This is a genomic window from Dermacoccus sp. SAI-028 (assembly GCF_004346775.1).
In the GTDB taxonomy this organism is placed as follows: Bacteria; Actinomycetota; Actinomycetes; order Actinomycetales; family Dermatophilaceae; genus Dermacoccus; species Dermacoccus nishinomiyaensis.
On sequence record NZ_SMFS01000001.1, the window covers coordinates 2,439,889 to 2,462,646 of the forward strand.

At 64.0% G+C, this 22,758-nt stretch carries 17 protein-coding genes, 1 tRNA gene and 1 pseudogene; 9 read left to right on the forward strand and 10 right to left on the reverse strand.

Going from position 1 to position 22,758, the window contains the following annotated elements; all coding sequences use genetic code 11:
* Positions 1–225 precede the first annotated feature (225 nt).
* From EDC82_RS11095 to EDC82_RS11110, 4 genes and pseudogenes are all read right to left on the reverse strand, one after another.
* The gene (locus EDC82_RS11095; RefSeq protein WP_131941568.1) at positions 226–861 is read right to left on the reverse strand and encodes an endonuclease; all 636 of its coding nucleotides are present in this window, start codon (positions 859–861) and stop codon (positions 226–228) included.
* 136 nt (positions 862–997) lie between these two features.
* Positions 998–1,207, reverse strand: a pseudogene (locus EDC82_RS11100) (hypothetical protein); the annotation flags it as partial.
* Entirely contained in the window at positions 1,204–2,025 is an 822-nt protein-coding gene (locus EDC82_RS11105; protein ID WP_235006207.1) for a histidine phosphatase family protein, read from the reverse strand. The pseudogene EDC82_RS11100 and the gene EDC82_RS11105, both read right to left, overlap by 4 nt.
* Before the next feature lie 66 nt (positions 2,026–2,091).
* On the reverse strand, positions 2,092–3,114 hold the full coding sequence (locus EDC82_RS11110) for a glutathione S-transferase family protein (RefSeq protein ID WP_131942073.1): 1,023 nt from the start codon (positions 3,112–3,114) through the stop codon (positions 2,092–2,094).
* Positions 3,115–3,347: 233 nt separating this feature from the next.
* On the opposite strand from EDC82_RS11110, the gene EDC82_RS11115 reads away from it, so the two are divergent.
* On the forward strand, positions 3,348–4,193 hold the full coding sequence (locus EDC82_RS11115) for an alpha/beta fold hydrolase (RefSeq protein WP_131941572.1): 846 nt from the start codon (positions 3,348–3,350) through the stop codon (positions 4,191–4,193).
* A 23-nt stretch (positions 4,194–4,216) separates the two neighbouring features.
* Here EDC82_RS11115 and EDC82_RS14585 read toward each other — a convergent pair whose 3' ends face one another.
* Positions 4,217–4,378 (reverse strand): hypothetical protein, encoded by a 162-nt coding sequence (locus tag EDC82_RS14585; protein WP_160126240.1) that lies wholly within the window; start codon positions 4,376–4,378, stop codon positions 4,217–4,219.
* Between EDC82_RS14585 and EDC82_RS11120 the strand changes: the two genes are divergently transcribed.
* From EDC82_RS11120 to EDC82_RS11135, 4 genes are all read left to right on the forward strand, one after another.
* Positions 4,368–4,643 (forward strand): YciI family protein, encoded by a 276-nt coding sequence (locus EDC82_RS11120; protein ID WP_062257305.1) that lies wholly within the window; start codon positions 4,368–4,370, stop codon positions 4,641–4,643. The genes EDC82_RS14585 and EDC82_RS11120 overlap by 11 nt on opposite strands.
* A 36-nt stretch (positions 4,644–4,679) precedes the next feature.
* On the forward strand, positions 4,680–5,321 hold the full coding sequence (locus EDC82_RS11125; protein WP_062257307.1) for a DsbA family protein: 642 nt from the start codon (positions 4,680–4,682) through the stop codon (positions 5,319–5,321).
* Positions 5,322–5,560: 239 nt separating this feature from the next.
* Positions 5,561–6,133 (forward strand): hypothetical protein, encoded by a 573-nt coding sequence (locus EDC82_RS14590; RefSeq protein ID WP_160126241.1) that lies wholly within the window; start codon positions 5,561–5,563, stop codon positions 6,131–6,133.
* Between the two features lie 3,347 nt (positions 6,134–9,480).
* Positions 9,481–10,374: a hypothetical protein gene (locus EDC82_RS11135; RefSeq protein WP_144708552.1), complete on the forward strand. Its 894-nt coding sequence runs from the start codon at positions 9,481–9,483 to the stop codon at positions 10,372–10,374.
* A 462-nt stretch (positions 10,375–10,836) separates the two neighbouring features.
* Here the strand turns inward: EDC82_RS11135 and EDC82_RS14995 are convergent, their stop codons facing one another.
* Entirely contained in the window at positions 10,837–11,019 is a 183-nt protein-coding gene (locus tag EDC82_RS14995) for a hypothetical protein (RefSeq protein ID WP_231729453.1), read from the reverse strand.
* 461 nt (positions 11,020–11,480) lie between these two features.
* Here EDC82_RS14995 and EDC82_RS11145 point away from each other — a divergent pair, with 461 nt between their 5' ends.
* The gene (locus EDC82_RS11145; protein ID WP_131941576.1) at positions 11,481–12,695 is read left to right on the forward strand and encodes an IS110 family transposase; all 1,215 of its coding nucleotides are present in this window, start codon (positions 11,481–11,483) and stop codon (positions 12,693–12,695) included.
* Between the two features lie 244 nt (positions 12,696–12,939).
* Here the strand turns inward: EDC82_RS11145 and EDC82_RS11150 are convergent, their stop codons facing one another.
* Entirely contained in the window at positions 12,940–13,854 is a 915-nt protein-coding gene (locus EDC82_RS11150) for a hypothetical protein (protein ID WP_062257316.1), read from the reverse strand.
* Positions 13,855–13,933: 79 nt separating this feature from the next.
* Here EDC82_RS11150 and EDC82_RS11155 point away from each other — a divergent pair, with 79 nt between their 5' ends.
* Positions 13,934–14,794, forward strand: coding sequence for a hypothetical protein (locus tag EDC82_RS11155; protein WP_062257319.1), 861 nt, complete (start codon positions 13,934–13,936; stop codon positions 14,792–14,794).
* Positions 14,795–14,892: 98 nt separating this feature from the next.
* A complete protein-coding gene (locus EDC82_RS11160) occupies positions 14,893–15,483 on the forward strand; it encodes a recombinase family protein (protein ID WP_082740652.1) in 591 nt (196 codons plus the stop codon).
* A 59-nt stretch (positions 15,484–15,542) separates the two neighbouring features.
* Here EDC82_RS11160 and EDC82_RS11165 read toward each other — a convergent pair whose 3' ends face one another.
* The 3 genes from EDC82_RS11165 to EDC82_RS11175 form a co-directional block, all read right to left on the reverse strand.
* Positions 15,543–16,328, reverse strand: coding sequence for a hypothetical protein (locus EDC82_RS11165; RefSeq protein ID WP_131941579.1), 786 nt, complete (start codon positions 16,326–16,328; stop codon positions 15,543–15,545).
* Positions 16,329–16,472: 144 nt separating this feature from the next.
* Positions 16,473–21,266: a type ISP restriction/modification enzyme gene (locus tag EDC82_RS11170; protein WP_062257325.1), complete on the reverse strand. Its 4,794-nt coding sequence runs from the start codon at positions 21,264–21,266 to the stop codon at positions 16,473–16,475.
* Positions 21,267–21,398: 132 nt separating this feature from the next.
* A tRNA-Arg gene (locus tag EDC82_RS11175) sits at positions 21,399–21,474 on the reverse strand.
* Between the two features lie 85 nt (positions 21,475–21,559).
* Here EDC82_RS11175 and EDC82_RS11180 point away from each other — a divergent pair.
* Positions 21,560–22,729 (forward strand): magnesium and cobalt transport protein CorA, encoded by a 1,170-nt coding sequence (locus EDC82_RS11180; protein WP_062257327.1) that lies wholly within the window; start codon positions 21,560–21,562, stop codon positions 22,727–22,729.
* The last annotated feature ends 29 nt before the right edge of the window (positions 22,730–22,758 follow it).

Here is a 22,758-nt window from a genome sequence, read left to right on the forward strand (position 1 = left end):
GGCAGGCGGAGGACGCGCGTGGGGCGTTTCGACCAGCCCTTTTGGTCACCATGACATGACGGGTGCTCGACCTGTCGCTCACGCGGCGGGTCGACGGGACGGTCTGGCACGCAAGGCCGCCGCCGCTGCGACTGCTGACGGGCGAGGACGATCGTGGTTGTGGCGGGCGCTTGCGCCGACCTCGCTGAGGCGATCGAAAACGACGCGTCGGCCGAGCCCGCGCCCTCAGCCGAGCTCGTCGAGCACACCCGGCTGTCGAGCGACGACGACGAGTGCCGCGGCGAGGGCGGCGCGCTCGTCAGGGGCGACGAGGTCGGCCAGGGCTGCGGCGTCGGTGGGTAACCCCGCCAGCCGGGCGCCCTTGACCGTCAGCGTGTCGGCGAAGGGTTCTCTCAGGTGCCACGTCGACTGCACCTCGCGCACGACGATGCCCGCGCCCGTCGGGCCGATGCCGTCGAACTCCTGCAGCAGCTTCACGATCCGTTTCGGGTCAGCGCCCGCTTCGTCGCGCAGACGCCGCAGGTCGTCGTCCCATCGCTCGCGGATCGTCTCGGCGTTCTTGCCGAGACGCGTCGACGTCGAGAAGTCGTAGCGCCGGTAGCCGCCGCGGCCGAGGGCGTCGACGCGTTGCTGCCACGACGTCGCACGGGTGCCCGACGGTGTCGTGCAGCCGATCGCGAACAGCTCGCGCGCGCTCGCGAGGGCCGCCTCGGCGCGGATGCGAGCCGACAGCAACTGTGCGACGACGAGCAGCTGCCACAGCGTCGCGGGTTCGTCGACGAGTCTCACACCGGCGCGTTCGGCGAACGTCTCACCGTGCGCGGCAACGAGTTTCGCGGCCAGGGCCCGGGCGTCAGTCACCGCGCAGGGTGGCGAGTGCCATGGGCAGGCGGGGCGGGATCTCACCGGCGAGGAAGCCGACGCGCCCGTGTTCGGCCGCGAGCACATCACCAGCCGCAGCATGGACGTGCTTGCCCCACACGAGGGCCTGCGCGAGCCCGACGCGCAGTGCCGCCTGCCCGGCCAGCATCGCCGCGCCAGGCGTCGAGCGATCGCCGCCGATGACGAGGCACTGGCCGCGGCTGTACTTCGTGCCGGTCGGCTCGGGCAGCGGCCAGCTGCGCAGCAGGTTGGGCGTCACCGTCGTCGGCGACGTGGCGTCACCGCCGCGTGCGACGTCGGGGATCTCGGGGCGCTCGACGCTCATGCGGACGTCTCATTCTCGCCGGCGTTCGACGCGTTGTCGTCGGACTCGCGCTTCTCGTCGCGCTGCGCCGAACCATGTGCGTCGATGTCGCCGGCCGCGCCCGGTTGATCGGTGACGGCGATGCCCGAGTCGCGCAGGTGTTCGTCGAGGTTGTAGTCGAGCAGGCGCCAGCCGGTCGGCGATTCGTCGTCGCTGACGAGGCGGCAGATCGCGGCGTTGCGCAGTCCGTTCGTGCGGGCGCGCTCCATGACGGCGTCCTCGTCCATGCCCTCGGCGACGTAGCAGAACATGAGGTTGACGACGTCGTGCGCCGTGACGAGCACCGTCTTGCCCGCGGCGCGCAGGCGCAGATCGGCCATGACGGCGCGGACGCGGGCGGCGACGTCGGCCCAGGATTCGCCGCCGGAGGGGCGGTAGTAGAACTTGCCGATCCATTCGCGGCGCTTCGCCTCCTCGGGGTAGGCGTCGCGGATGCCGCGCCCGGTGAGCATGTCGGTGACACCCATGTCGCGGTCGCGCAAACGCTCGTCGACGAGGACGGGCAGTTCGAGCGACGCCTCGTCGAGCGCGATCTGGCCCGTCTGACGCGCGCGTCGATACGGGCTCGTCCACGTGACGTCCGGCTGATCGTCGGCGGGCTGTTTCGCGAGCCACGTGCCGACGGCGGCGGCTTGTCGGCGGCCGAGTTCGCTCAGTTCGATGTCGGGGTCGCGCGCGGGCACGTCGATGCGCTCGAGGTCATCGCGCAGCGCCGCCTCCGCTGCGACGTTGCCCTCCGACTGGCCATGACGCACGAGAACGAGAGTTACCTGATCCACACCGTTGACGCTATGCCCTGCCACCGACAACGCGCCACTCCCCCGCGCCACCCGTCGGCACGCGCGTCAGTGGACGAGACCGTCGGTCCCGACGAGGGGGTTGGCGCTCGTCGGCACGCGTTCGGCCTCGGGGATCGCGCCGGGCGCGGTGCCGTCACCGAACGGGGTGCCGCCGAGACGCGCTCGATCGTGCGGTTCGGCCCAGACGCTCAGGTCGGGACCGTCGGGGATGATGCCCTTGGGGTTGAGGTCGCGGTGCACGAGGTAGTAGTGCTGCTTGATCTGGGTGAAGTCGATCGTGTCGCCGAATCCGGGCGTCGTGAACAGGTCGCGCGCGTAACCCCAGAGGTTCGGCATCTCGGTGAGCTTGCGGCGATTGCACTTGAAGTGACCGTGGTAGACAGCGTCGAATCGCGCGAGCGTCGTGAACAGGCGCACGTCGGATTCGGTGATCGCGTCGCCGACGAGGTAGCGGCGCGTGGCGAGACGCTCCTCGAGCCAGTCGAGGGCGGTGAACAGCCGCTCGTAGGCGGCGTCGTAGGCCTGCTGATCCCCCGCGAAGCCGCAACGATAGACGCCGTTGTTCACCTCGGTGTAGACGCGCTTGTTGACGGCGTCCATCTCCTCGCGCAGTTCCTGCGGCCACAGGTCGGGGGCGCCGGCGCGGTGGTGGCGCGTCCACTGCGTCGCGAAGTCCTCGGTGATCTGTGCGAAGTCGTTGGTCACGACCTCGCCGCTGCGCTCGTCGACGATCGCCGGCACCGTGATGCCCCTCGGATAGCCGGGTAAGCGCGCCTCATAGGCGTCCTTGAGGCGCGGGATGCGCAGGACGGGGTCGAGCCCGCCGGGGTCGAGGTCGAACGTCCACGAGTTCTCGTCGTGCGTCGGGCCGCACAACCCCATCGAGATGACGTCCTCGAGCCCGAGCAGGCGCCGGACGATGATGGCGCGGTTCGCCCACGGGCACGCGCGGGCGGCGACGAGACGGTACCGCCCCGGCTCCACGGGCCACCGCGCGTCGGGGTCGTCGAGAATGCGGTCTTCGATGTACTGCGTGTCGCGGGTGTACGCCTTGCCGTCGTCGGGCATGAGCGCCTCCTGGCTTCTCGGGTCGTCGGCTGTCTTCGGCACGGGTCGCAGCCGCGGACGCGCCATCACCCTGTTGAGTATGCCGCCCCGCCACGACTGCGGCCTGGCACTGGACCTCAGGCCAGCCGAGTGGGCGAGGACGCCCACGGGGGCCTGACAGGACGGACGCATGCTGGATACGTTGGGGCAAAGGCAGTTTCGCTGCCGCAGCCGGATCACGAGAGGAACACCTCATGGCACTCACGACGATCACGAGCGACACCGGCCCGATCGAACTCAATGTCGAGGAGAGCGGCCAGGGCCGCCCCGTCGTTCTCATCCACGGATGGCCGCTCAGCGGGCAGTCGTGGTCGGCGCAGGTCGAGGCACTCGCGCCGCACTACCGCGTCGTGACGTACGACCGCCGCGGGTTCGGGGAGTCCGCGAAGCCCGCCGGCGGCTACGACTACGACACCCTGGCCGGCGACCTGCACGGCCTGCTCGAGGCGCTCGACCTGCGCGACGTCACCCTTGTCGGTTTCTCGATGGGTGGCGGCGAGGTAGCACGGTACATGTCGCGCTTCGGCGCCGACCGCATCCACTCCGTCGTCTTCGCCGGCGCCGTGCCGCCGTACATGGCGAAGACCGACGACAACCCCGACGGCCCGCTCGACGAGAAGACGGCGACGCAGATGCGCGAGGGGCTGGAGGCGGATCGCGAGGCGTTCTTCGACGACTTCGCGACGACGTTCTTCTCGACGCCGAAACTCGGCGGTCTGACGAGCACGTTGAAGGTGAGCGAGGAACAGCGTCAGGATGCGATCGCGATGGTGTTGCAGTCGGACCAGAACGCGGCACTGACCTGCATGGACGCGTTCGGGACCACGGACTTCCGTGGCGACCTTGGCGCCGTCATCGTCCCGGTGCTCGTCGTGCACGGCGACAGCGACACGATCGTGCCGTTCGAAGGCTCCGGCAAGCGCACGCACGAGGCCATCGAGGGCAGCCGCGTCCAGATCATCGAAGGCACCCCGCACGGCCTCGCCGTCAGCCACGCCGAGGAGTTCAACCGCATCCTGCTCGACTTCCTGGCGGTCTGAGCGCCCGCCGCGGCGCGCGCCGCTCAGACCGCCAGACGCGCGGCGATGGAGGCGATCCGATCCTCCTGCCCGCCGACGAGACCGGCCCGCCCGCACTCGAGCAGGATCGCCGCTGCAGGCACACCGTGGCGTGATGCGGCGTCCTCCGCGTGCCGCAGGAACGACGAGTACGTCGTGACGTACACCTACCGCCCCGACGCCGCCGCGTTGGCGCGTCTGCGTCCGGAGCGCTATGCGTTCTTCCAGCGGCTCGACGCCGACGGCGTACTGCTCGCGTCGGGCCAGGTGCTCGACGGTGATCTCGGTGACGGCATTCTCGTCCTTCGTGCGAGCAGCGTCGCCGACGCGGAGGCGCTGCTCGACGGTGACCCGCTCGTCACGGCGGGTCTCGTCACCCAGCGGCGCATCGCGCAGTGGCACCCGACGATCGGGGCGTGGGTCTCGCACTGACGATCGCGCGACGGTGTGCCTTGCTACCGTCGTGTCATGGAGCGCATCGAATTCTTCTACGACCCGAGTTGCCCGTTCTGCTGGATCACGAGCCGGTTCCTTCTCGAGGTGAGCGCGGAGCGGGACATCGACGTCACATGGCGTCCGTTCAGCCTGGCGATGAAGAACGACGAGCTGGGCGGCGCCGATGACGCCGTGACTGAGCACGGTGCGATGCACCACTCGTCGCACCGCGTGCTGCGCGTCATCACGGCGGCCGCGGAGCAGCACGGCGCGAGCGTCATCGACCTGTACTCGGCGTTCGGGCGACGTTTCCACCTCGATCACGAGGAGTACGACGACGCGATGATCGCCGACGTTCTCGCCGCCGCCGGGCTGCCGGCAGAGTTGGCGAAGGCGGCTGACGACACGTCGCTCGATGCGGGGCTGCAGGCGTCGATCGACTCGGCTCTCGAGGCCGTCGGTGACGACACGGGCGTGCCGACGATCGTCTTCGTCTCCGACGACGGTGAGCGCCGCGGCTTCTACGGCCCGGTGCTGCAGGAGCTGCCGAGCAAGGACGACGCCCTGCGCCTGTGGGATTCACTCGTCGGCCTCGTCAGCGTCTCATCGTTCTACGAACTCAAGCGCACCCGCCCGCAGGGCATGCCCGACACCGCGAGTACGAAGGGTTTGTGACGGCCTGAGCCCCGCGCCCCCCCACTTGCGCGTCACATCGCACGTTACGGTGGGACACGAAAACCTCCGTGCGGGTCGTGGGCCTTAGACAAGCCACATCCCACTCAAGGGTTCTCTTTTGTTCAACCCCGCCGGGCTGTTACCAACGTCCTGGCCGGGTAGTTCTAGGGGCGCTCCGCCTTCCAGAACTCCGTCGTGCCCCGTAAGGTCAAATAAGGCCATGGACCGAAGGAGTCGACGTGCGCATTGATAATGATTTGTGGGATTTTTGGGATAGACAACTCTCATCCATGCGCGAGGAATATTCTCGATCACCCGCACAAAGGGATCTAGATGAATTGTTGATAGCCCTTAGTCGAGGAGCAGTGTACTGCAAAACAGTTGACGCTCCAGCGGCTTTAGAAAATTCGCTCGAACTGGACCACACAGGCGCTGCGCTAGTCAAAGACTATAGGTTTAGAATATACGCGGCTGACGAGATACTGCGACAAGCGGCGGTACAACCAGAAAATTTTTTACCCTACCAAATGAGGCAAGTAGAAAAGGCGCTCTTCGACGAGTCGGCGGCAGTCGCCGAATCGGTAATAAATATCCTCGCACTAGTACGCGACCCCGGATCCACGGAGCCCCTGGAGCGATTCGCCTCGCTCCGCCAGGGCCATGAAAGATGGAAGGGCCTCTCTTCTCAAGCGAGGTGGGCAATCGATTCGATCAACCAGGAAGAGGGTCAGCGGGGACTCGATGGAATTGGCGATAAATTCCTTATCAGCAGGGATCTTGGATCTGAGCAAATCAACTTTGGCGCGCATTAAATGGTCGCCATTTTTTTAGAAACTCTGAGACGCATAAGACTGCCGAAGCCAGCGAATATGAAGCTTCAATTTTCCAGAGATTAACTCATGGAGACTTGAACACTATTTCTGCCCCGACCGAAGGGGGCCAACTCACCAGGCTGACAGCGTTAACACCACAACTAGCCAATGCAGGCGTCGCAGACCAGGATCTTGCATGTCTTACCGACAGCACTAGCCTGGCAAGCTCGATATTTGCTATTTCAAGCCCCACTATTCCATGGCCGACATGCCTACTCGACCTGTCCACTATAGTTCATGCATGCGTCTTCTATGACGCAGTAATTCTGGATGCTCGATCATTTGAAATACCCGAACAGTTAAATAATTTTGTTTTTCAGGGGCACACTCCCGATCTCTTCAGAGGCGATCTTCGGTGGGAGATAGCCGTGCGCTGGGATCGGCACTTCAGGCAGAACCCTGAAGAACTTTCCATCCTTGAGGCCATGTGGTTCAAGTATGTAAACGCCGACGTCGCCATAGACTTCAAATCTTTCGACTCTATAACCGACAGCCCTAGTCGAACTCCCTATTTTCCGGCGAACTGGTGGACACCCGCCTTTGACCCATTCGATCATGACACCCCGGATGTCAAGCGAGACATTGAAGTCATATCACGCGATTGCAGTGTGCAAACCTATCGATATCTAATAAACGACAGCTTGGCGGAAATCTTAGGAGTCGACTACCTTTCTCTAGTATCAGTCGGCCGGTTGCCAACTTTATCTCCACAAGACAAGATCGCTACGCTCCGGTTGCCGAAGCGCTTCTCAAGGAGATTGGTTTAGGCGATATCCTTAAGGCAGAGGACTGCATCGACAGTTACTACCTTCCCTCGATCGCATTGCCTAACGCATTAGGCCTTGTATTGAAAAGGGCTTCCTCTCGCGACGAAGTCTGGAATGAGGTAGTCAAGCTTCGAATTAAAATGACGCCCTTCCGAGACTACTTGCGCTCACTGGATAGCGCACACGGGTCTTTGCGTGAAGCTGCGGCCTTGTTGGAAGATGTGCTTAAATCGTACGGACCTAGCAATTTGTCCAATAGTGTCATCGCGGCTGCGGCTAAGGGAGCTGGAACCGTATCCGGCAACCCACAGGCAGCAAGCATCGCGTCCCCCCTAATCGGAAAACTAAACCCGATTTCCCGGACCCGGAAAGAGATTGATTGGCTTCGACGGCCTGAGCTCAGGATAACCAAGACACTGATCAGCGAGGTCTCGAGCCTCCGTGATAACAGTGCCGATATCGCGCGCCTTTGGGGTGCACCCCCATCCCGCAGTTGGCTTGAGATGATGGCGCGCCAGTCTGGCTCAGATGTCCCCTACTCTACAGTTCGGAGAGGCTAGGCCCCCCGCCGCAATTAAGAGCGTGACGTCGCACTGGTTATCTGGGGCCACCTCAGATGATCACTCATGTATGACCGATGTCGCGCGCATCTTGGGCGGGTTATGCCTCGATACACAGAACTGCGCGGAGGTCTAGACATAGATACATTCATTACGGGGCAGAAGGTGGGTCACGCCAGGGCGCTTCAGACCATTTAAACTTGCCGTCCGCGACAGATGGATCGCCCAATCCCCCCGTCGCGGATATCGCGTCCGGAGGTGCGGAGTTCCTACCCGTCGCCGTTACCTGCAATGGGGCCAGGCGCAGGCACTGGAGAAGCCAGCCGTCGCGCTCGGCGGATCAACGTGGCCCTAGGATGCTTCCGTGATTCACACCCTCGCCGCTACGGGCGCCTTCTTTGGTGAACTAGCTGGTCTCCAGCGTCACGACCTCCACTTTCACACCCGCGATTTTCAAATAGAATAATCAGTCACCGAGGTGAACGGCACGTTTGTCGAGACGCCACCCAAGAACGGGAATCCGCGAAAAATCAGGGTTCCTCGCCACATCGTGGACCTGTTGGAGCCCCTCTGCGACTACCTCGCTGACCAGGCCCACATCTTTCGTTCCCCCACTGATAGATCGTGCGGCACCGTAACGTCCGCCGTGAATGGTTCGATGCCGCCGCAGCCAAGATCAGTCTGCCCGACCTCCCGCCGCATTCGCTGCGTCACACGGCTGCCAGCATCACTATCAGTAGCGGCGCCAGTGCTCTTCAAGTGTGCAACATGCTCGGCTATGCGAGCCGAGCGTCGCGCTCGACACCTGCAGCGATCTCTTCGATACGGATGTAGGCAAGGCCGCTGACACCATTGACCGGGCACATTCGGAGTACGTGTACTCGCGTGCCTTGCAAAAGACTCGTCGGGAGGAAAAGCGCACTACGGCAGAAGCTGCGACTGTCTTTATGGCCAGTTCAGGCGGCCTAGGGGGCCAAGCCTTCTGACTGGCGTACAATTCTTGTTCACTTCAGCGCCTCCGAGACGCCCGACAATACGCCCAACTTGTAACACACATGGTGGGAACCGTTGCGCCACAACGGTTCCCACCGGTGCTCGAGGGCAGACGCCGTAGTAGCTCGCAAGCTCGCCGCGCCTCCCGAATCTGACGAGCCAGTAAAGCCGCAGCGAGACCCCGCTCACTTCGCTCGGGGCGCCGCTGCCGTGGTGCTCCCGGCAGGATTCGAACCTGCGACACCCGCTTCAGGAGAACTTGGTCGCCGATTTTGCCACAAACGAGCCCCTTCGAGCCTGCGATCCAATTGCATTGCGCTACAACCTATTACGGGCGGCTTGATCCAAAATCGCTCCAAGTGATGGATCACCTGTCAGCGACGCTCCGCGGCATCTGATGTGCACTTTCTGTGCACTTCAGCCACCTTGTGGCGCACCCTTCGGAGCCCGAGTCCTGGCCCTGCGGACCACACCAGTCCTATAGGCTGGGATCACCATGACCGGCCCGCCTGCTTTGCAGGTCCGGGCCGGTCCTCACATGGAGGGGTCCTCCGGTGCCGACGCAATACGAGAAGCCCTGGTTGTCGATGCACGACCAGGCTGACTTCTCGAGTCTCGCGACCTGAACGGCGCACGAGCCCACGTCGACGATCTCGCCCACTTCGGAAACACCGCCTCAGTAGCTACTGGTACCCGTTCCGAGTCCTCTCCCCCGACGGCGAACGCCTCGATCACCTCTTCGAAGGGACCACGCACCTCTTCGAAGGGACCACGTTCGACGACGCGCTCGCCCGCCCCCCACTTCGACACGCGCGGAGCATCTCGTGCCTGCCGGAGCGCAGCGGGCCCCGCGTCAATGCGCCTGGCAGCAAATGGCGCGACCAAACCCGGTTGCGCGCCACGGCGGGGGAGGCATTCGCTACGCTAGGGTAACTAGCTTCTTCACGTCCGCACCTCTTCTGAAGGCATGGCGATGTCACACAACTGGGAAAACTGGGTATCCGAGAGTCAATTCGCGCGTAACGAAGCCATTGCAGGCATGCGGGAGCTGTGCGAAGTTCGTCAGCCGGACGGCCTGTGGGATAAAACTGGAAACTCTGGACGCCACGCACTCCATTCGGCTCTATTACGCTTCACCACAGGATTGGAGCGTCTGGCAAAGTTAACTCTTGCCTGCAATGCGATCTCAACAAACCAGCCTTTTAAGCCACGCAATCAAGGGCACAGCCTCGGAGATCTTCTCCAAAAAGTATCTACCATCGACTGCGGAGCAGAACCTTGCAAAGACTACAACGGCGAGGTAGTTGACAGCATCCTCCACGAACCTGCCTACCCCCTCGTTTTAGACCTTCTCACAGGATTTGCCATGGGTGGGCGCCGATATGAATTCATGGATCACCTCGGCACGCCCACCCCTCCTAAGTCATTATATGAAGAATGGAGGGGCATTGTTGGAGTTTTACCCAGCCTAGAGTTCACCGATGAAATTGTTGCCACAGCAAACGCCAAAGAAGACATCGCGTTTGCCTTGTCTGCCGCCCTTGGAAACCAAGGCTTGTCGGTAGAGAATCTTCTCGCAAATTCAAGCATTCATTTCCCGGCTTACACAAATGAAGGAGTCAACTTTTCCCTCTTCTGTTATCGACTTGTGCGACTCGTGTGCGTACGACTCTGCCATGTTGCTGACGAGATCTGGCAGTCACAAGCGTCACTTCAGTTTCCGTATCTTAGGGAGATCCTCGCACCCTCCTTTCATCACAGCCCACAGGACTTCGCTGAATTTTTCCTCCTCGAAGTTGGCGATCTTGAAATGTACGAGGAAGAGTGGGGAAATCTGCTCGCCTACAACGCAGACGATTGAAACGGGCTGAAACGCCGGTTTCGTCTTCGCAAGTTGCGCCAACATCGGGAAGGGATCGCCCAGGCAAGCGGCATCAGGCCTAGGCGAACTAATCAGGTCCCGTCGCTCCCAAATCATGCTGCCTTTAGCCCCCGATGGCATGGTCCCGTCGCCGACGTCCCCGTAGCCAGATGATGCTCTGAATCTGATGTTCCGTCAGCTCGGGCGGTGGCAACTGGCCCTCCTGCTTCAAGTGCCACATGACGGTCCGTGCGTCACTAAGCGTCAGCCCGAGCGCCAACAACGCCCGCAGAGAATCTAAGGACCGAACGGTCACCCGGTAGTGGCTTTGGCCTTCTGAGTAATAGCGCTTCTCCAAGCACCAACAAACTTCCCAGGCCTTCCACGCGGGAATGTCGAGCTCCGCGGCTACCCGCGAGGCCGAGATAAGCAGCCGCGGAGCATCGGGGGCTTCCCACGCCATCAGAACCACCAACTGCGCGCAGGTTCCTGCGGCATGTCGTTGACCCAGGCCAGCAGGGAGCCATAGACGATTCGGTAGTTCGTATTGCCCTGCCCGATGAAGACTCGCTGGAGGTCCCCAGAACGCACGGCTTCACGAATGGCGTTCTTCGTGAGGCTCAATCGCCAGGCTGCTTCCTTCACCGTGATCAGGATCCGCTCGTCGTGAGGGTCAGGGTCGCCATCGCGAAAGAGTTCGTCGCCGCGCGGACGACCACCTCGGCGGCGCGCTCCACTTGGCGAGTCGATGGGCAGCTCCTCGCGCGCCAGCTGTTGGCTACGTCCGCGCGGCTTTCTCGTCTTCGTAGCAGCTGCTGCAACCCGGCGAGCATCATGATGCTGCGCTGGGCCGAAGTGCCCCGTTACCTTCTTCGTGTCCCCGATGATGGGGATGCTGGCCGCTAGGCCCGGTATGACTGACTGCCCCTGTCGCACGCATGATCCGGGGGGTGAAGCCGGCAGGGCGCTAGTGGCGTCGGATGACCGCTCATAGGGACACGGCCTCAAGCATGAAGGTCTCTTCGTAACGTGGCTGCCGGCACCCCTCGCCCGCCACGCGGCCAGCACGGGTTGAACACCGTGCACCGCCTCGAAGGAGGGCCCTGATGAACGGACTACCCGACCGCACCTACGCGGTCTACCTCGGCCTCGACGTCGGCAAAGAACACCACCACGCCTGCGCCCTCGATCCAGCAGGAAAACGACTGCACGACAAGACGCTGCCGCAAGACGAGCAACGCATCCGTGACCTACTCACTGACCTCAGTGTGCACGGTGACGTCCTCGTCGTCGTCGACCAGCCCGCCTCGATCGGTGCGCTCCCCGTGGCCGTCGCCCGTTCGATGAATATTCAGGTCGCCTACCTGCCCGGCCTTGCGATGCGCCGAATCGCCGACCTACACCCCGGCAACGCGAAAACTGACGCCCGCGACGCGTACGTCATCGCTGATGCCGCACGCACCCTGCCCCACGCGCTACGCCGTGTCGACGTCGGTGACGACGCGCTGGCCGACCTCGAAGTGATCGTCGGGTTCGACGACGACCTCGCTGCCGAAACCACTCGCGTCACCAACCGCGTCCACGGCCTGCTGACCCAGATCCACCCCGCCCTGGAACGCGCGATCGGCGGGAGCCTGCACCACCCGGCGGTCCTTGAGTTGCTGTCCCGCTTCGGTGGGCCCAGTGGCTTGCGCACCGCCGGACGCCGACGCCTGCTCGCGGTCGCGAAGCCCCGCGCGCCCCGCAAGTACCAAGCGTTCGTCGACGCGATCATGACTGCCTTGGACGAGCAAACAGTCACGGTGCCGGGCACGCGGGCTGCTGACCTCGTCCTACCGAAACTCGCCGATCAACTCGCCGGCCTGCTCGCGCCGCGCGCGGAGGCAGCGACGCAGGTGGAGGAAATGCTCGATGCGCACCCTCTTGCCCAGGTCCTGACGTCCATGCCCGGCGTGGGTGTCAGGACCGGTGCGCGCATCCTGCTCGAAGTCGGCGACGCCTCCTCTTTCGCCACACCAGGGCACTTGGCGGCCTACGCCGGGCTTGCGCCCGTCACGCGCCGCTCGGGCACCTCGATCCGCGGTGAGCATCCCAGTAGGTCGGGCAACAAGAACCTCAAACGAGCGTTCTTCCTCGCCGCGTTCGCAGCGCTCAAAGACCCCGCCTCACGCGCGTACTACGACCGCAAACGAGCTGAAGGTAAACGCCACAACGCCGCCCTGATCTGCCTCGCGCGCCGCCGCTGCGACGTCTTGTACGCCATGCTGCGCGACGGCACGACCTACCAACCAGGCCGCCCCGTCACACCGATCGCCGCTTGACGAAGACCATAGGGACACCCCCCCGGGTAGTCGCCCGTCTCGAGATAGTGCCTCCCTGCGTCGGTCAGTTCCACGTACCACTCGTCGCCGTGTCCGTAGATGGCGACTAGCCGCCGGTTGGCTAACGCCCGTGCTGAGATCCTGTATCCGGTGGGCGGGTCCTCAGGCACAGACCCGTCGCGGATCGATTCCAGGATTTCTCGCTGACGCTGCGTGATCGACCCTGACATGATCACTCGCTCGCTCACGTGCCCGACGGCGTGATCGTTCCCCACGCCACCGTGGGGCGGCCCGTCCCACCCAAACCGGAATCAAGCAGAGCGCGAAGATGCGACGTCACGTCCGCAACTCCGTAGGTGCACGCTGCGACAATCGTGACGGGGCGCTCTAGCGGCCCTTGGCACTGGGCCTTCCACCCGGCCCCCTCCCCCATGGCCAGTACGGCTGATAGAGCCTCCTGCGGGTCTGCGCCCGGTCCGCAGATGATCAGCACGGCCTTCTCGAGGCGCGACGGATCAAGAACCTCGAACGGGAGAACCTCTTCCACCCGCTCCCCAGCTCGAAGGAGCGTCACCCCGACGGGATCGTCCGCCCCTATTGCCACTGGCCACACGAACATCTGAATACGGGCGTCGAACTCACATTGCTCGCCCGCCCGCAAGGCTTCATCACGCACCGCCCGGCGAGCATCATCGAGCCACATCTCGTCTTGAACGGGAAGGAACTGGCGACGAACAGACTGCATCGCCGGGGTGTCGAGGATGTGCGCGACTCGGTCGAGGTGGAAGATCTCGACATCCAGGCTCAAGTCGTCGGCGATCTTCGTGAGCTTGTGTCGCTCCTTGAGCTTGATGGGCTGGTTCGTGACGAACGCGATCCCGTGCGCGTCAGCTGCCGCCATCTTCGCCGCATCGTCCGTGAACTTCGCCTTGATGGTGTTGAAGGATTGAGTATCCCGGGGGAAGTAGACAGCCATCCCCCAGCGCTGTCCCTCTCTGCTGCCCACGGCGTCGAAGCCGCCATCGGGACCGCCCATAGGATGCGAGGGATCAAGGTCCACGTATCCTGCCTGAGCGAGTAACTGCGCGGCCAGCCGCTCAGACGTCGCTTGATCCTGCATCCAGTACCGCAGGTGCCTCACGGTCTCGTTCGCGTCCATCCGGATGTCCTCACTCCTGCACGTAATCGCCAGGCTGACTAGGCTTCAGATATTCGACGGCTCGACTTCAGGAGAACACATGATCGACTTCGGCCTGGATGACCCCGCCGTAGCCGCCCACTTCGACCGGGCTCTCCTTGTCATCCAGGATCCCATCACGGAGCTGGCCGAGCGTCTCAATGCCATTGAACGAGTCCCGGCCTCCACCGAGCTCTACCGACTACACGAGGGACTCGCAGACGGGCCCCTTCGCCTCGACCAGGTGCTGTTCTCTGCGGCCGAAGCATCAGTCGGATCGCTGCAGCAGATCGCCAGACTGGTGACTGATGAGCTGCCCACCTCACCGATCGTCTTTCAGACCCTCATGCGTACTGCTCTGGTCGGAGCTGCGAGGGTTGTCTACGTCCTGCTGCCATCAGACCCAGAGCTTCGAAGCGAGCGAGCCGCTGCAGTTGTCGCCCAAGATCTCGGCAGCGGAATCCGCGGACTCAAACGGTACGTCCAGTTCGAAGGCCTTGCCGGGGTGCGGGCCCCTGAGGAACTTCTGGATAGCTTCCGCGCACAACATCAGGCACTGGGGTCTTCGAAGATAGAGACGAAGGATGGCGCGACGGTTGACGACATGACCGCAGCTATCGCTGAAGCGTTGATCAGCGCCGCACCGGACGAGCACACCGATGAGAACGTAGCGATCCTGCAAGACGAAGCAGCATGGCTATGGAACACCTACAGCGGGCTCGCCCACGGGCATGCCTGGCCCCGCTTTATGTGGACCCTGAGCGGTGATCGCCGGATACCCGGGGACTTCGCCATGGATCTCCACCATGTCGCGACCTGCGCGCACTTCGCACTCGTTGCGTTACTCGCGCGGTGCGCTCCCCAGAGCGCAGGTGAGACTAGGCCCGTTAATGTCGGCGGGAGCAAAACCGCGCCTTCATAACCGAGCGGACGTCGCACTCGTGTCGCATGACATTAACGTTCCATTCTGGCGCGACAGAACCCCACAGCGCGATGACTGCGAGTTCCGGCGGCGCTGAGATGGGCGGAAACCCCCGCAAAACTGACAGTGCCGGAACCCCCGTTTTTGTCGGGTACTCACGGGTGTCCACCGCTGAGCAGCTCGTCGATCGCCAGATCGATGCTCTCCGCGACGCAGGGTGCCAGCGCATCTTCATCGATCATGGGGTCACCGGTGTGCGGATGGACCGCCCCGAGCTGCAAGCCGCTCTCGCGTGGATGCGTCCGGGTGATGTCCTCACGATCGTGAGCCTCGATCGGCTTGGCCGCAACGTCCGAGGCGTCCTCGAACTCGTCGACGACCTCGAGCGGCGCGGGATGGGCCTTCGCGTCTTGCAGCTTGGCCTCGACACATCCACGCCGAGTGGGAGGCTGGTGTTGACCGTGCTGCTGGCTGTGGCGCAGCTCGAGCGCGACCATCTGGCCGAGCGCACGCGCGACGGGCTCGCCGCCGCACGACGGCGCGGACGAGTTGGGGGACGCCCGCGAGCGTTGACGCAAGCGCAGGTACGAGCGGTGCGTGCCATGCGAGACGATGGAGCGTCTCTCGAGGAGTGCGCGGCCGCATTCGGCGTCTCCGCCCGCACGGTCAGCCGGGCCACCGCCCAGTAGTGGAGCGCGACAAGCTCGGGCTGGAAGGCCGCAGTGCCGCGGCATGCGCCCCGAAGCAGCTACTCGTCGAGGGTCGCACTTGGATCGACATCGGGCGACAGGAACTGGTCTCTCAACGTGTACAGCAACTCGCCGTCTTGGGTGCGCCAGCACTCCCACCCGGGGTAGCTACCGTGCCCGACACACAACGTGGCCGCAGCCGACAGCGACGACGCGTACCGCCCGTCCGGCAAGCGGAGGCGCCCATCGCGTTCGACCGTCACCGTGAACGTCTGCCCGCTCTGGGGCCGTCGCCAGGTGAGTGTTTCACCCTCACGCAGCAACCCGGCGTTGAGCAGATCAGCAAGCGTCGCGGGGAAGGAACGCTTTGCCGAGCCACCGTCGTTTCCGGTCTCGGTGGTCCCGACCGATGTAGCGGTGGGTGGACCAAGCTCCCCGCGACGATCGACGTCGAGGAACTTCTGCCCGTCGGCGTCCTGATACATACCGACGCTCAATACGACCAAGGGCACCCCGGCGCCGCGCAGGAACCCGATCGCGGCCTCGGTGCGGCGGTGGAAGGACGCCGCCGCCAGGACGATATGCGGATTAGGTGAGATCGGCACGGGCTGTTCGGTGCCGGTGAACTCCTGCCAGTCCGCCCAGAACTGCTGGGCACCGTTCGTGTACAGCGTCGCAATCTCCTGCAGGTTGCTCTCACGCGCCCACCCCGCGTACTCCAACGCCTGGGACAACAGCTGCCGATCGACGTCACGCTTGACCTCGATGACGACGATCCGGCCCGTCTCGTCGAGAGCGAGGATGTCGGGGATGCCCCCGTGCGGAAGGTGCGCTTGACGCGCCACGCGAAACAGCGTCCGGCCGAGCACCTCCTCGAGGTTGTCCCACAACAGGTCTTCAACCTCGCGCTCGTACAACCCGTCGCCGCCGCGTACTGCGCGAACGGCACCAAGCCCTGGCCCTCTTGTTCGATGCGGAACAGTGCCATCTCACTGCACCTCCCGGATCGCCAGGGGCGGGAGGGCGTCGACGATCTTCATCGTCTCCAGGCTGACGGTGACGATGCGGGCGAGTAGGTCGATGATGTACCGCGGGTCGCCGACTTCCTTCGACCAGTCGTTCGGGTCGTTGACGATGCCCGAGGCCTTGTCCGTCTTGATGTAGTAGCGATCAATGATCCACTCGATCGCCGAACGTGAGCCCAGCATGTAGCGGTACGCCTCCTGCGGGATGCCCGCGAGGGTGATACGCGAGTTGTAGTGGATCGTCGCGCGGTCGTGGCGCTCACCCGCGGCCTTCTGTTCGGGCGACGGCTTCCCGAAGCGCATCTTCTTGTCGCCGACGGCGTAGAACGCGTACGGGTCCTGACCGCCGGCAGGCTGCGCGCCGAGGCCCGGGAGTGGATACGGCTCCACGGTCTCGTATCCGAGGTGCAGCTCCGAGAGCTTGCGCCCTGCGTCGATGAACGGCTGCGCTTCTTCGACGAGCGGGATACGCGGCAGCACCTTCTTCAAGTCCGCCGCGTACGTCTCGCGGTAGTCGGGCGAGTGCAGCAGCCCGTAGACGTAGAAGAAGATGTCGTCCTTCGTGATCGAGGTTCCGTACGCCGCCTGGAACCTCGTCAGCGCCTCATCGGTGATGTTGTCGATGCGGCGGTATCCGTCGACGACGTCGTGTGCGGCTGAGGTGCCGAGCGACAGCATGCCTTCGTCAGCATCGACCTTCTCGTAGCGGTACCGGGGCACGAACTGGGTCGCATAACCGAACAACGCTGTGTCGGGGACGCAATCGAGCATCTGGACTGCGGGAAGAGCAACGTCCCGCGGGCCCATCGTCACGATTCCCAAATTGTCAACATTGGGAACTGGGAAGGAAACTGGGAGGATTCCTGGACGGTGTAACCAGTCGGGGTCGATCACCAGATTGGCCTTTTCGAAGGGGCGGTACATCGCGTGCCCTAGGCGGCCGGGGTCGAATCCGATGCGTTGTCCGCGGGCCAAACGCGATTCAAGAGAAGAGGACCACTTGATTCTGGCCGGGTCGTAGGACCGCTCGCCAGCGAGGGCTTCTTCATACGTCTGGACGGCACGGCGCATGGCAAGCGCAATGCGCTTTCTGCCCGCGTTATAGACCCAAGCGTCCCGGTTGCTCTGAACACCTGGCCTTCCGACCTGAAAGATTCCTCGCGGACCCTGGTCCGCCGCAAGGGGCAGGAACGCCTCAAAGTCGTCGCGGCGCTGGTTGAGCCAGTCGCCATGCGCGTTCGGGGCGATGGTCACGGCTCCGAGTCCCTTGACATCGACTGCTTTGGCGACTCTGGCAAGCTTCTGCTCGCGGGTGAGGTAGTCGCCGATGTCGGTGTAGTGGATCGTCGCGGAGCCCGACTTGGCAGGGTCCTTTACCACCACCAGTACGGCCGCAGTCGTTCTACCACCGGCGGCAAATACGTTGCCTGCCTCCTTCTTGCGCTGTTCGCCTGCAGTGCGTGCGTTGCCGCGCAGGTTGTAGACGTAGATGTCGCTGAACTCCTCGGCGAGGCTCTTGCGCATCCCGTCGGCGGTGTTCGAATCCAGCCAGCCACCATTCGTCACGTACGCGATGACGCCGCGGTCCTTGATCCGCAGGCTCGCCCACTTGATGGCGCGGATGTAGGAGTCGTACAGCGAGTTCTTGTTCGTCGCACTCGACTTTGCGGCGTAGGTATCACGGATCGCGGCGTCGAGGTCGGGGTACTTCTCGTTCGCGTTGTTGTCGTTCGCCGAGTCCTGCCCCGACGAGTACGGCGGGTTGCCCACAATCACCTGGATATCGAGCTTCTTGAGCTTCTCCAGGCGCTCGTTGTTCTGCACGAACACTTCGGTGTCGAGACGGTCGTCGTTCTCCCACGACTGGAACGTGTCGGTAAGGATCAGCCCCTCGAACGGCTCGTAGTCCGTCGGCTGCTCCAGCGACCCGCGCAAGTCCTGATACGTCGTCTCGATGTTGACGGCGGCGATGTAGTACGCGAGCAGCAGGATCTCGTTGGCGTGCAACTCGCTGGCGTACTTGCGCGCCAGGTCGTGCGGTTCGATGAGCCCGAGCTGCAGCAGGCGCACGATGAACGTGCCCGTGCCGACGAACCCGTCGAGGATGTGTACGCCCTCATCACTCAGCGTCTGTCCGAAGTGTTCGCGCAGCACGACGTCGGCCGAGCGCAGGATGAAGTCGACGATCTCGACGGGGGTGTAGACGATACCGAGCTTGTCGACGGTGCGCTTGAACGCGGTGGCGAAGAACTTGTCGTACAGCTCGACGATGATCCGCTGGCGCCCCTCGGCGTTGTCGATGCCCTCCACCCGAGAGCGCACGGACTGATAGAACCCCTCGAGGCTGGAGTTCTCCGTGTCGAGGGAGTGCTCGTCGAGCAAGGCGAGCATCCGCTCCATCGCTTGGGCGACGGGGTTGTGCTCGGCGAAGTCATACCCACCGAACAGGGCCTCGAACACGGGGCGGGTGATGAGGTGCTGGGCGAGCATCTCGACAGCGTCCTCACGGCTGATGCCTTCGTTGAGGTTGCCGCGCAACCCGTCGAGGAACCGCTCGAACTCTTCCGTGACCGCGGTGTCGGGGCCAGTGAGGATGCCGTTGATGCGGGCGATGTGCTGCTCAGCGATCTTCGCAACATCGGCCGCCCACGATTCCCAGTAGCGACGTTCACCGACCTTCTGCACGATCTTCGCGTAGATCGCGTCCGACCACTCACCCCAGATGAGGTCGAGTTCGCCCTGGGTGGTTTCCTCATCGGGCATGTGGACGGTGCCGTCAGCGTCGATGCCCGCGATGCCGATCTTCTTCGTCGGCTTCTTCTTGTTCAGCTCGATCTGGTTGACCGTCGAGGTGAAGCGGTCGTCGTGGGCGCGCAGCGCGCGTAGGACCTGCCAGACGGTCGCGTACTTCTTGTTGTCGTTCAGCGCCTGCTCAGGGGGTGTGCCTGCGGGAACGGCGACGGGCAGGATGATGTATCCGTACTCCTTGCCGGGTGCCTTGCGCATGACGCGTCCGACGGACTGCACGACATCCACCTCGGACGAGCGGGGCGTGAGGAACAGCACCGCGTCGAGGTTTGGTACGTCGACGCCCTCGCTCAGGCAGCGGGCGTTGGTCAGGATGCGGCAGGTGTTGTCGGCAGGCTCGGCCTTCAGCCAGTCGAGACGCTCATTGCGTGCGAGGGCGTTGAACGAGCCGTCGACGTGTTGGATCTCGATCTTCAGATCGGTGGACTGCTCCTCAGCCGCGTCGTCGGGTAGATCGACGGCGGCGACGTGCTTGTTGACGACGTCGGGGAAGGCCTGGGCGATGGCTTTGGAGGTCTTGATGTCCTTCGCGAACGCGACCGCGCGCTTCATCGGGGCGAGGCTTTCGCCCTCGACCGTGTCGAAGTGCTTGGCCAGGCCTTGCCAGCACCCGACCATCCGCGCGGCGTCCCCGAGCTGAATCTCGCCGTCTTGGGCAAGCTCGGCCTGGAAATTCTTCGTCACGTACTCCTCATCGACGGCGAGGATGAGGACGCGGTAGTCGGTGAGCAGGTTCTTTTCGACGGCCTCACCGAACCCGAGGCGGTGCAGATCTGGCCCAAACTTCGTCTCGTCGTCCATCGACGCGAGCTCTGCGGCGCCGTCGAGAGCCTTCTTCTTCGAGTCCTCACCGAAGATGCGCGGCGTGGCCGTCATGTACAGCCGCTTGGTGCCAGCGATGACGCCGTTGTTGTGCACGCGCACGAACGCCGACTCGTCCTGCCCCGCGACGCTCACACCCGTGGTGCGGTGGGCTTCGTCGCAGATGATGAGGTCGAACGGGCCGAACCCGCCCTGGGCTTGTGCGGCCGCGACCACGTCGATCGACTGATAGGTCGAGAAGATCACCGTCATCGAGTCGCTGCGCTGAGCGGCCTTCGACCAGCGTTCCTGCACGACCGCGTTGTTCGTCGAAGCGGGCAGCGCGACATCGACGGCGGAGATGTCCTCGACGGCGTTGGAGCGGCTCGTCGACTTCGGGTCCGAGCAGATCGCGATCATGTCGAGCGGCACCTCAGCGTTCGCCGCCCACTCGCGCACCGTTTGACTCAGCAGCGAGATCGACGGCACGAGGAACAGCACGCTGCCGCCCGCGCCGACCTGCTGATCCGCGAGACGCAGCGAGGTGAACGTCTTGCCCGTGCCGCACGCCATGATGAGTTTGCCGCGATCATGCGTCGTCAGGCCCTCGATGACCTTGTCGATCGCGGTGCGCTGATACGGGCGCGGGGTCTTCTTTCCGACCGTCGGCAACGTGTCAGGCGCTGACCAGGTGAACTTGCCCCAATCAACGTTCGAATTCTGCAGGTCGGCGAGGCTGATACGCCGCACCTTCACCGTTTGATCACGGATCGTGTCCTCAGCGTTCTTGCCCCACGGCGCGCCCGTGTCGACGACGATGCGCTGACCGAACTTCGAGGTGCCCGACGCTGACAGGAACGAGTCGATGTCCCCCTTCGACACCGTGTGGCCCTCGGCGTAGAACTTGCACTGGATCGCGACGTTCTCACCCGTCACCCGGTCGACCGCGACGAGGTCGATGCCCGTATCGCTCTTGCCGTCGCGCCCCGGCCAGTCCTGCCACGACCACACGTCGGAGAACTGATCGGCGAACAGCGGATCGGTCTGCAGGTAGGCGGCCATGAGCTGCTCGAACCGCGAACCCTTGTCCCGCTCCGACGTTGCCTTCGCCCGCAGATCGTCCAGAACCTCATGCACCGTCACGCTCATGGGGGACAGTGTCTCAGGGGACGCGGTGGGCGCGGGCGCTGTTTCTCGACCGAATACGGGAAAATGGCTGGATGCGAGCGACCTGCCGCTCACATCCAGCCATTTTCCCGTATTCACCGTCGAGGTGGGGCCTGGTGCTCCCGGGCAGATTCGAACTGCCGACACCCGCTTTAGGAGAGCGGTGCTCTATCCCCTGAGCTACGAGAGCGTGCGCCGAAGCGCGCCCGTCAGCCTAGCCGATCATCCGGGCGCGCTGGCAGGCCTCTCCCTGGCGCCCGTCCTAAGATCACCCCATGCCCACCTGGCGAAGCCGTTACGTGCCCACCCCGCTCGGGGTCATCCGCGCGACCCCGCCTCCCGCGTCGACGCCGCCCGAGGAGACGTCGTTCGAGCCACTTCGCGACGAGGACGACCAGCCGCCACCCGAGGCGACGATCGTCAACTCGGCGATCTACGCGGGCGAGCAGAAGGTCAGCGACGCCGGGTCGATCGCCGAGGCGTGGCGCGAACTGCACCACCCGTCACACCACGACCACGGCCCGCGCATGGCGTGGATCGGCATGACGCAACCGACGCCGCGTCAACTCCAGCAGGTCGCGCGCATCTTCGACCTGCACCCCCTCGCCGTCGAGGACGCGATCGTCGCGCACCAGCGCCCCAAGCTCGAACGTTACAACGAGACCCTCTTCGTCGTGCTGCGCCCCGCGACGTACGACGACGCGACGGAGACGGTGAAGTTCGGTGAGATCCACGCCTTCATCGGCCCCGACTTCGTCATCACGGTGCGCCACACGGCGCAGCCGGCCCTCACGCCCGTGCGGAGCCGCTTCGAGAACGACCCCGACCTGCTCGCGCGCGGGCCGCAGGCCGTCCTCTACGGCCTGCTCGACTTCATCGTCGACGGGTACGCGCCCGTCGCCGCCGGCCTCGAGAACGACATCGACGAGATCGAGACGCAGGTCTTCGAATCCGACCCGACCGTGTCGCGCCGGATCTACGAACTCTCCCAGGAGGTCATGGAACTCCAGCGCGCCGTCAAGCCGCTGCAGACGATGCTGCGTGGCCTCGAAGCCGGCGCTCCCAAGTATGGAACCGACGACGAGATCATCACCGCCCTGCGCGACGTGCGCGACCACGTCACCTCGATCGTCGAACGAAACGACAACTTTCGTCAGTCACTGTCGGAGATCCTGCAGCTCAACGCCATCCTCGTCGCACAGACGCAGAACGAGGAGATGAAGCGCCTCGCCGAGGTCGCCAACAACCAAGCCGACGAGGTCAAGCGCGCGTCCTCATGGGCCGCCATCCTCTTCGCCCCGACCGTCGTCGCCGGCGCCTACGGCATGAACTTCGACCGCATGCCCGAACTGCACTGGGCGTACGGCTACCCGTTCGCGCTGTTTCTCATGGTCGCCGTGTCGTTCTGCATGTGGCTCGTGTTCAAACGCAAGAACTGGCTCTGACGGCGACGCGGCATGGCCCCCTCGGACGT

What these genes read in the sequence shown, in the direction of transcription:
- EDC82_RS11155 (WP_062257319.1), top strand. Translation starts at nt 13,934, where the DNA reads ATGATCGACTTCGGCCTGGATGACCCCGCCGTAGCCGCCCACTTCGAC.
- EDC82_RS11170 (WP_062257325.1), bottom strand. Translation starts at nt 21,266, where the DNA reads ATGAGCGTGACGGTGCATGAGGTTCTGGACGATCTGCGGGCGAAGGCA.
- EDC82_RS11115 (WP_131941572.1), top strand. Translation starts at nt 3,348, where the DNA reads ATGGCACTCACGACGATCACGAGCGACACCGGCCCGATCGAACTCAAT.
- EDC82_RS11125 (WP_062257307.1), top strand. Translation starts at nt 4,680, where the DNA reads ATGGAGCGCATCGAATTCTTCTACGACCCGAGTTGCCCGTTCTGCTGG.
- EDC82_RS11150 (WP_062257316.1), bottom strand. Translation starts at nt 13,854, where the DNA reads ATGGACGCGAACGAGACCGTGAGGCACCTGCGGTACTGGATGCAGGAT.
- EDC82_RS11180 (WP_062257327.1), top strand. Translation starts at nt 21,560, where the DNA reads ATGCCCACCTGGCGAAGCCGTTACGTGCCCACCCCGCTCGGGGTCATC.
- EDC82_RS11135 (WP_144708552.1), top strand. Translation starts at nt 9,481, where the DNA reads ATGGCGATGTCACACAACTGGGAAAACTGGGTATCCGAGAGTCAATTC.
- EDC82_RS11160 (WP_082740652.1), top strand. Translation starts at nt 14,893, where the DNA reads ATGGGCGGAAACCCCCGCAAAACTGACAGTGCCGGAACCCCCGTTTTT.
- EDC82_RS11145 (WP_131941576.1), top strand. Translation starts at nt 11,481, where the DNA reads ATGAACGGACTACCCGACCGCACCTACGCGGTCTACCTCGGCCTCGAC.
- EDC82_RS11110 (WP_131942073.1), bottom strand. Translation starts at nt 3,114, where the DNA reads ATGCCCGACGACGGCAAGGCGTACACCCGCGACACGCAGTACATCGAA.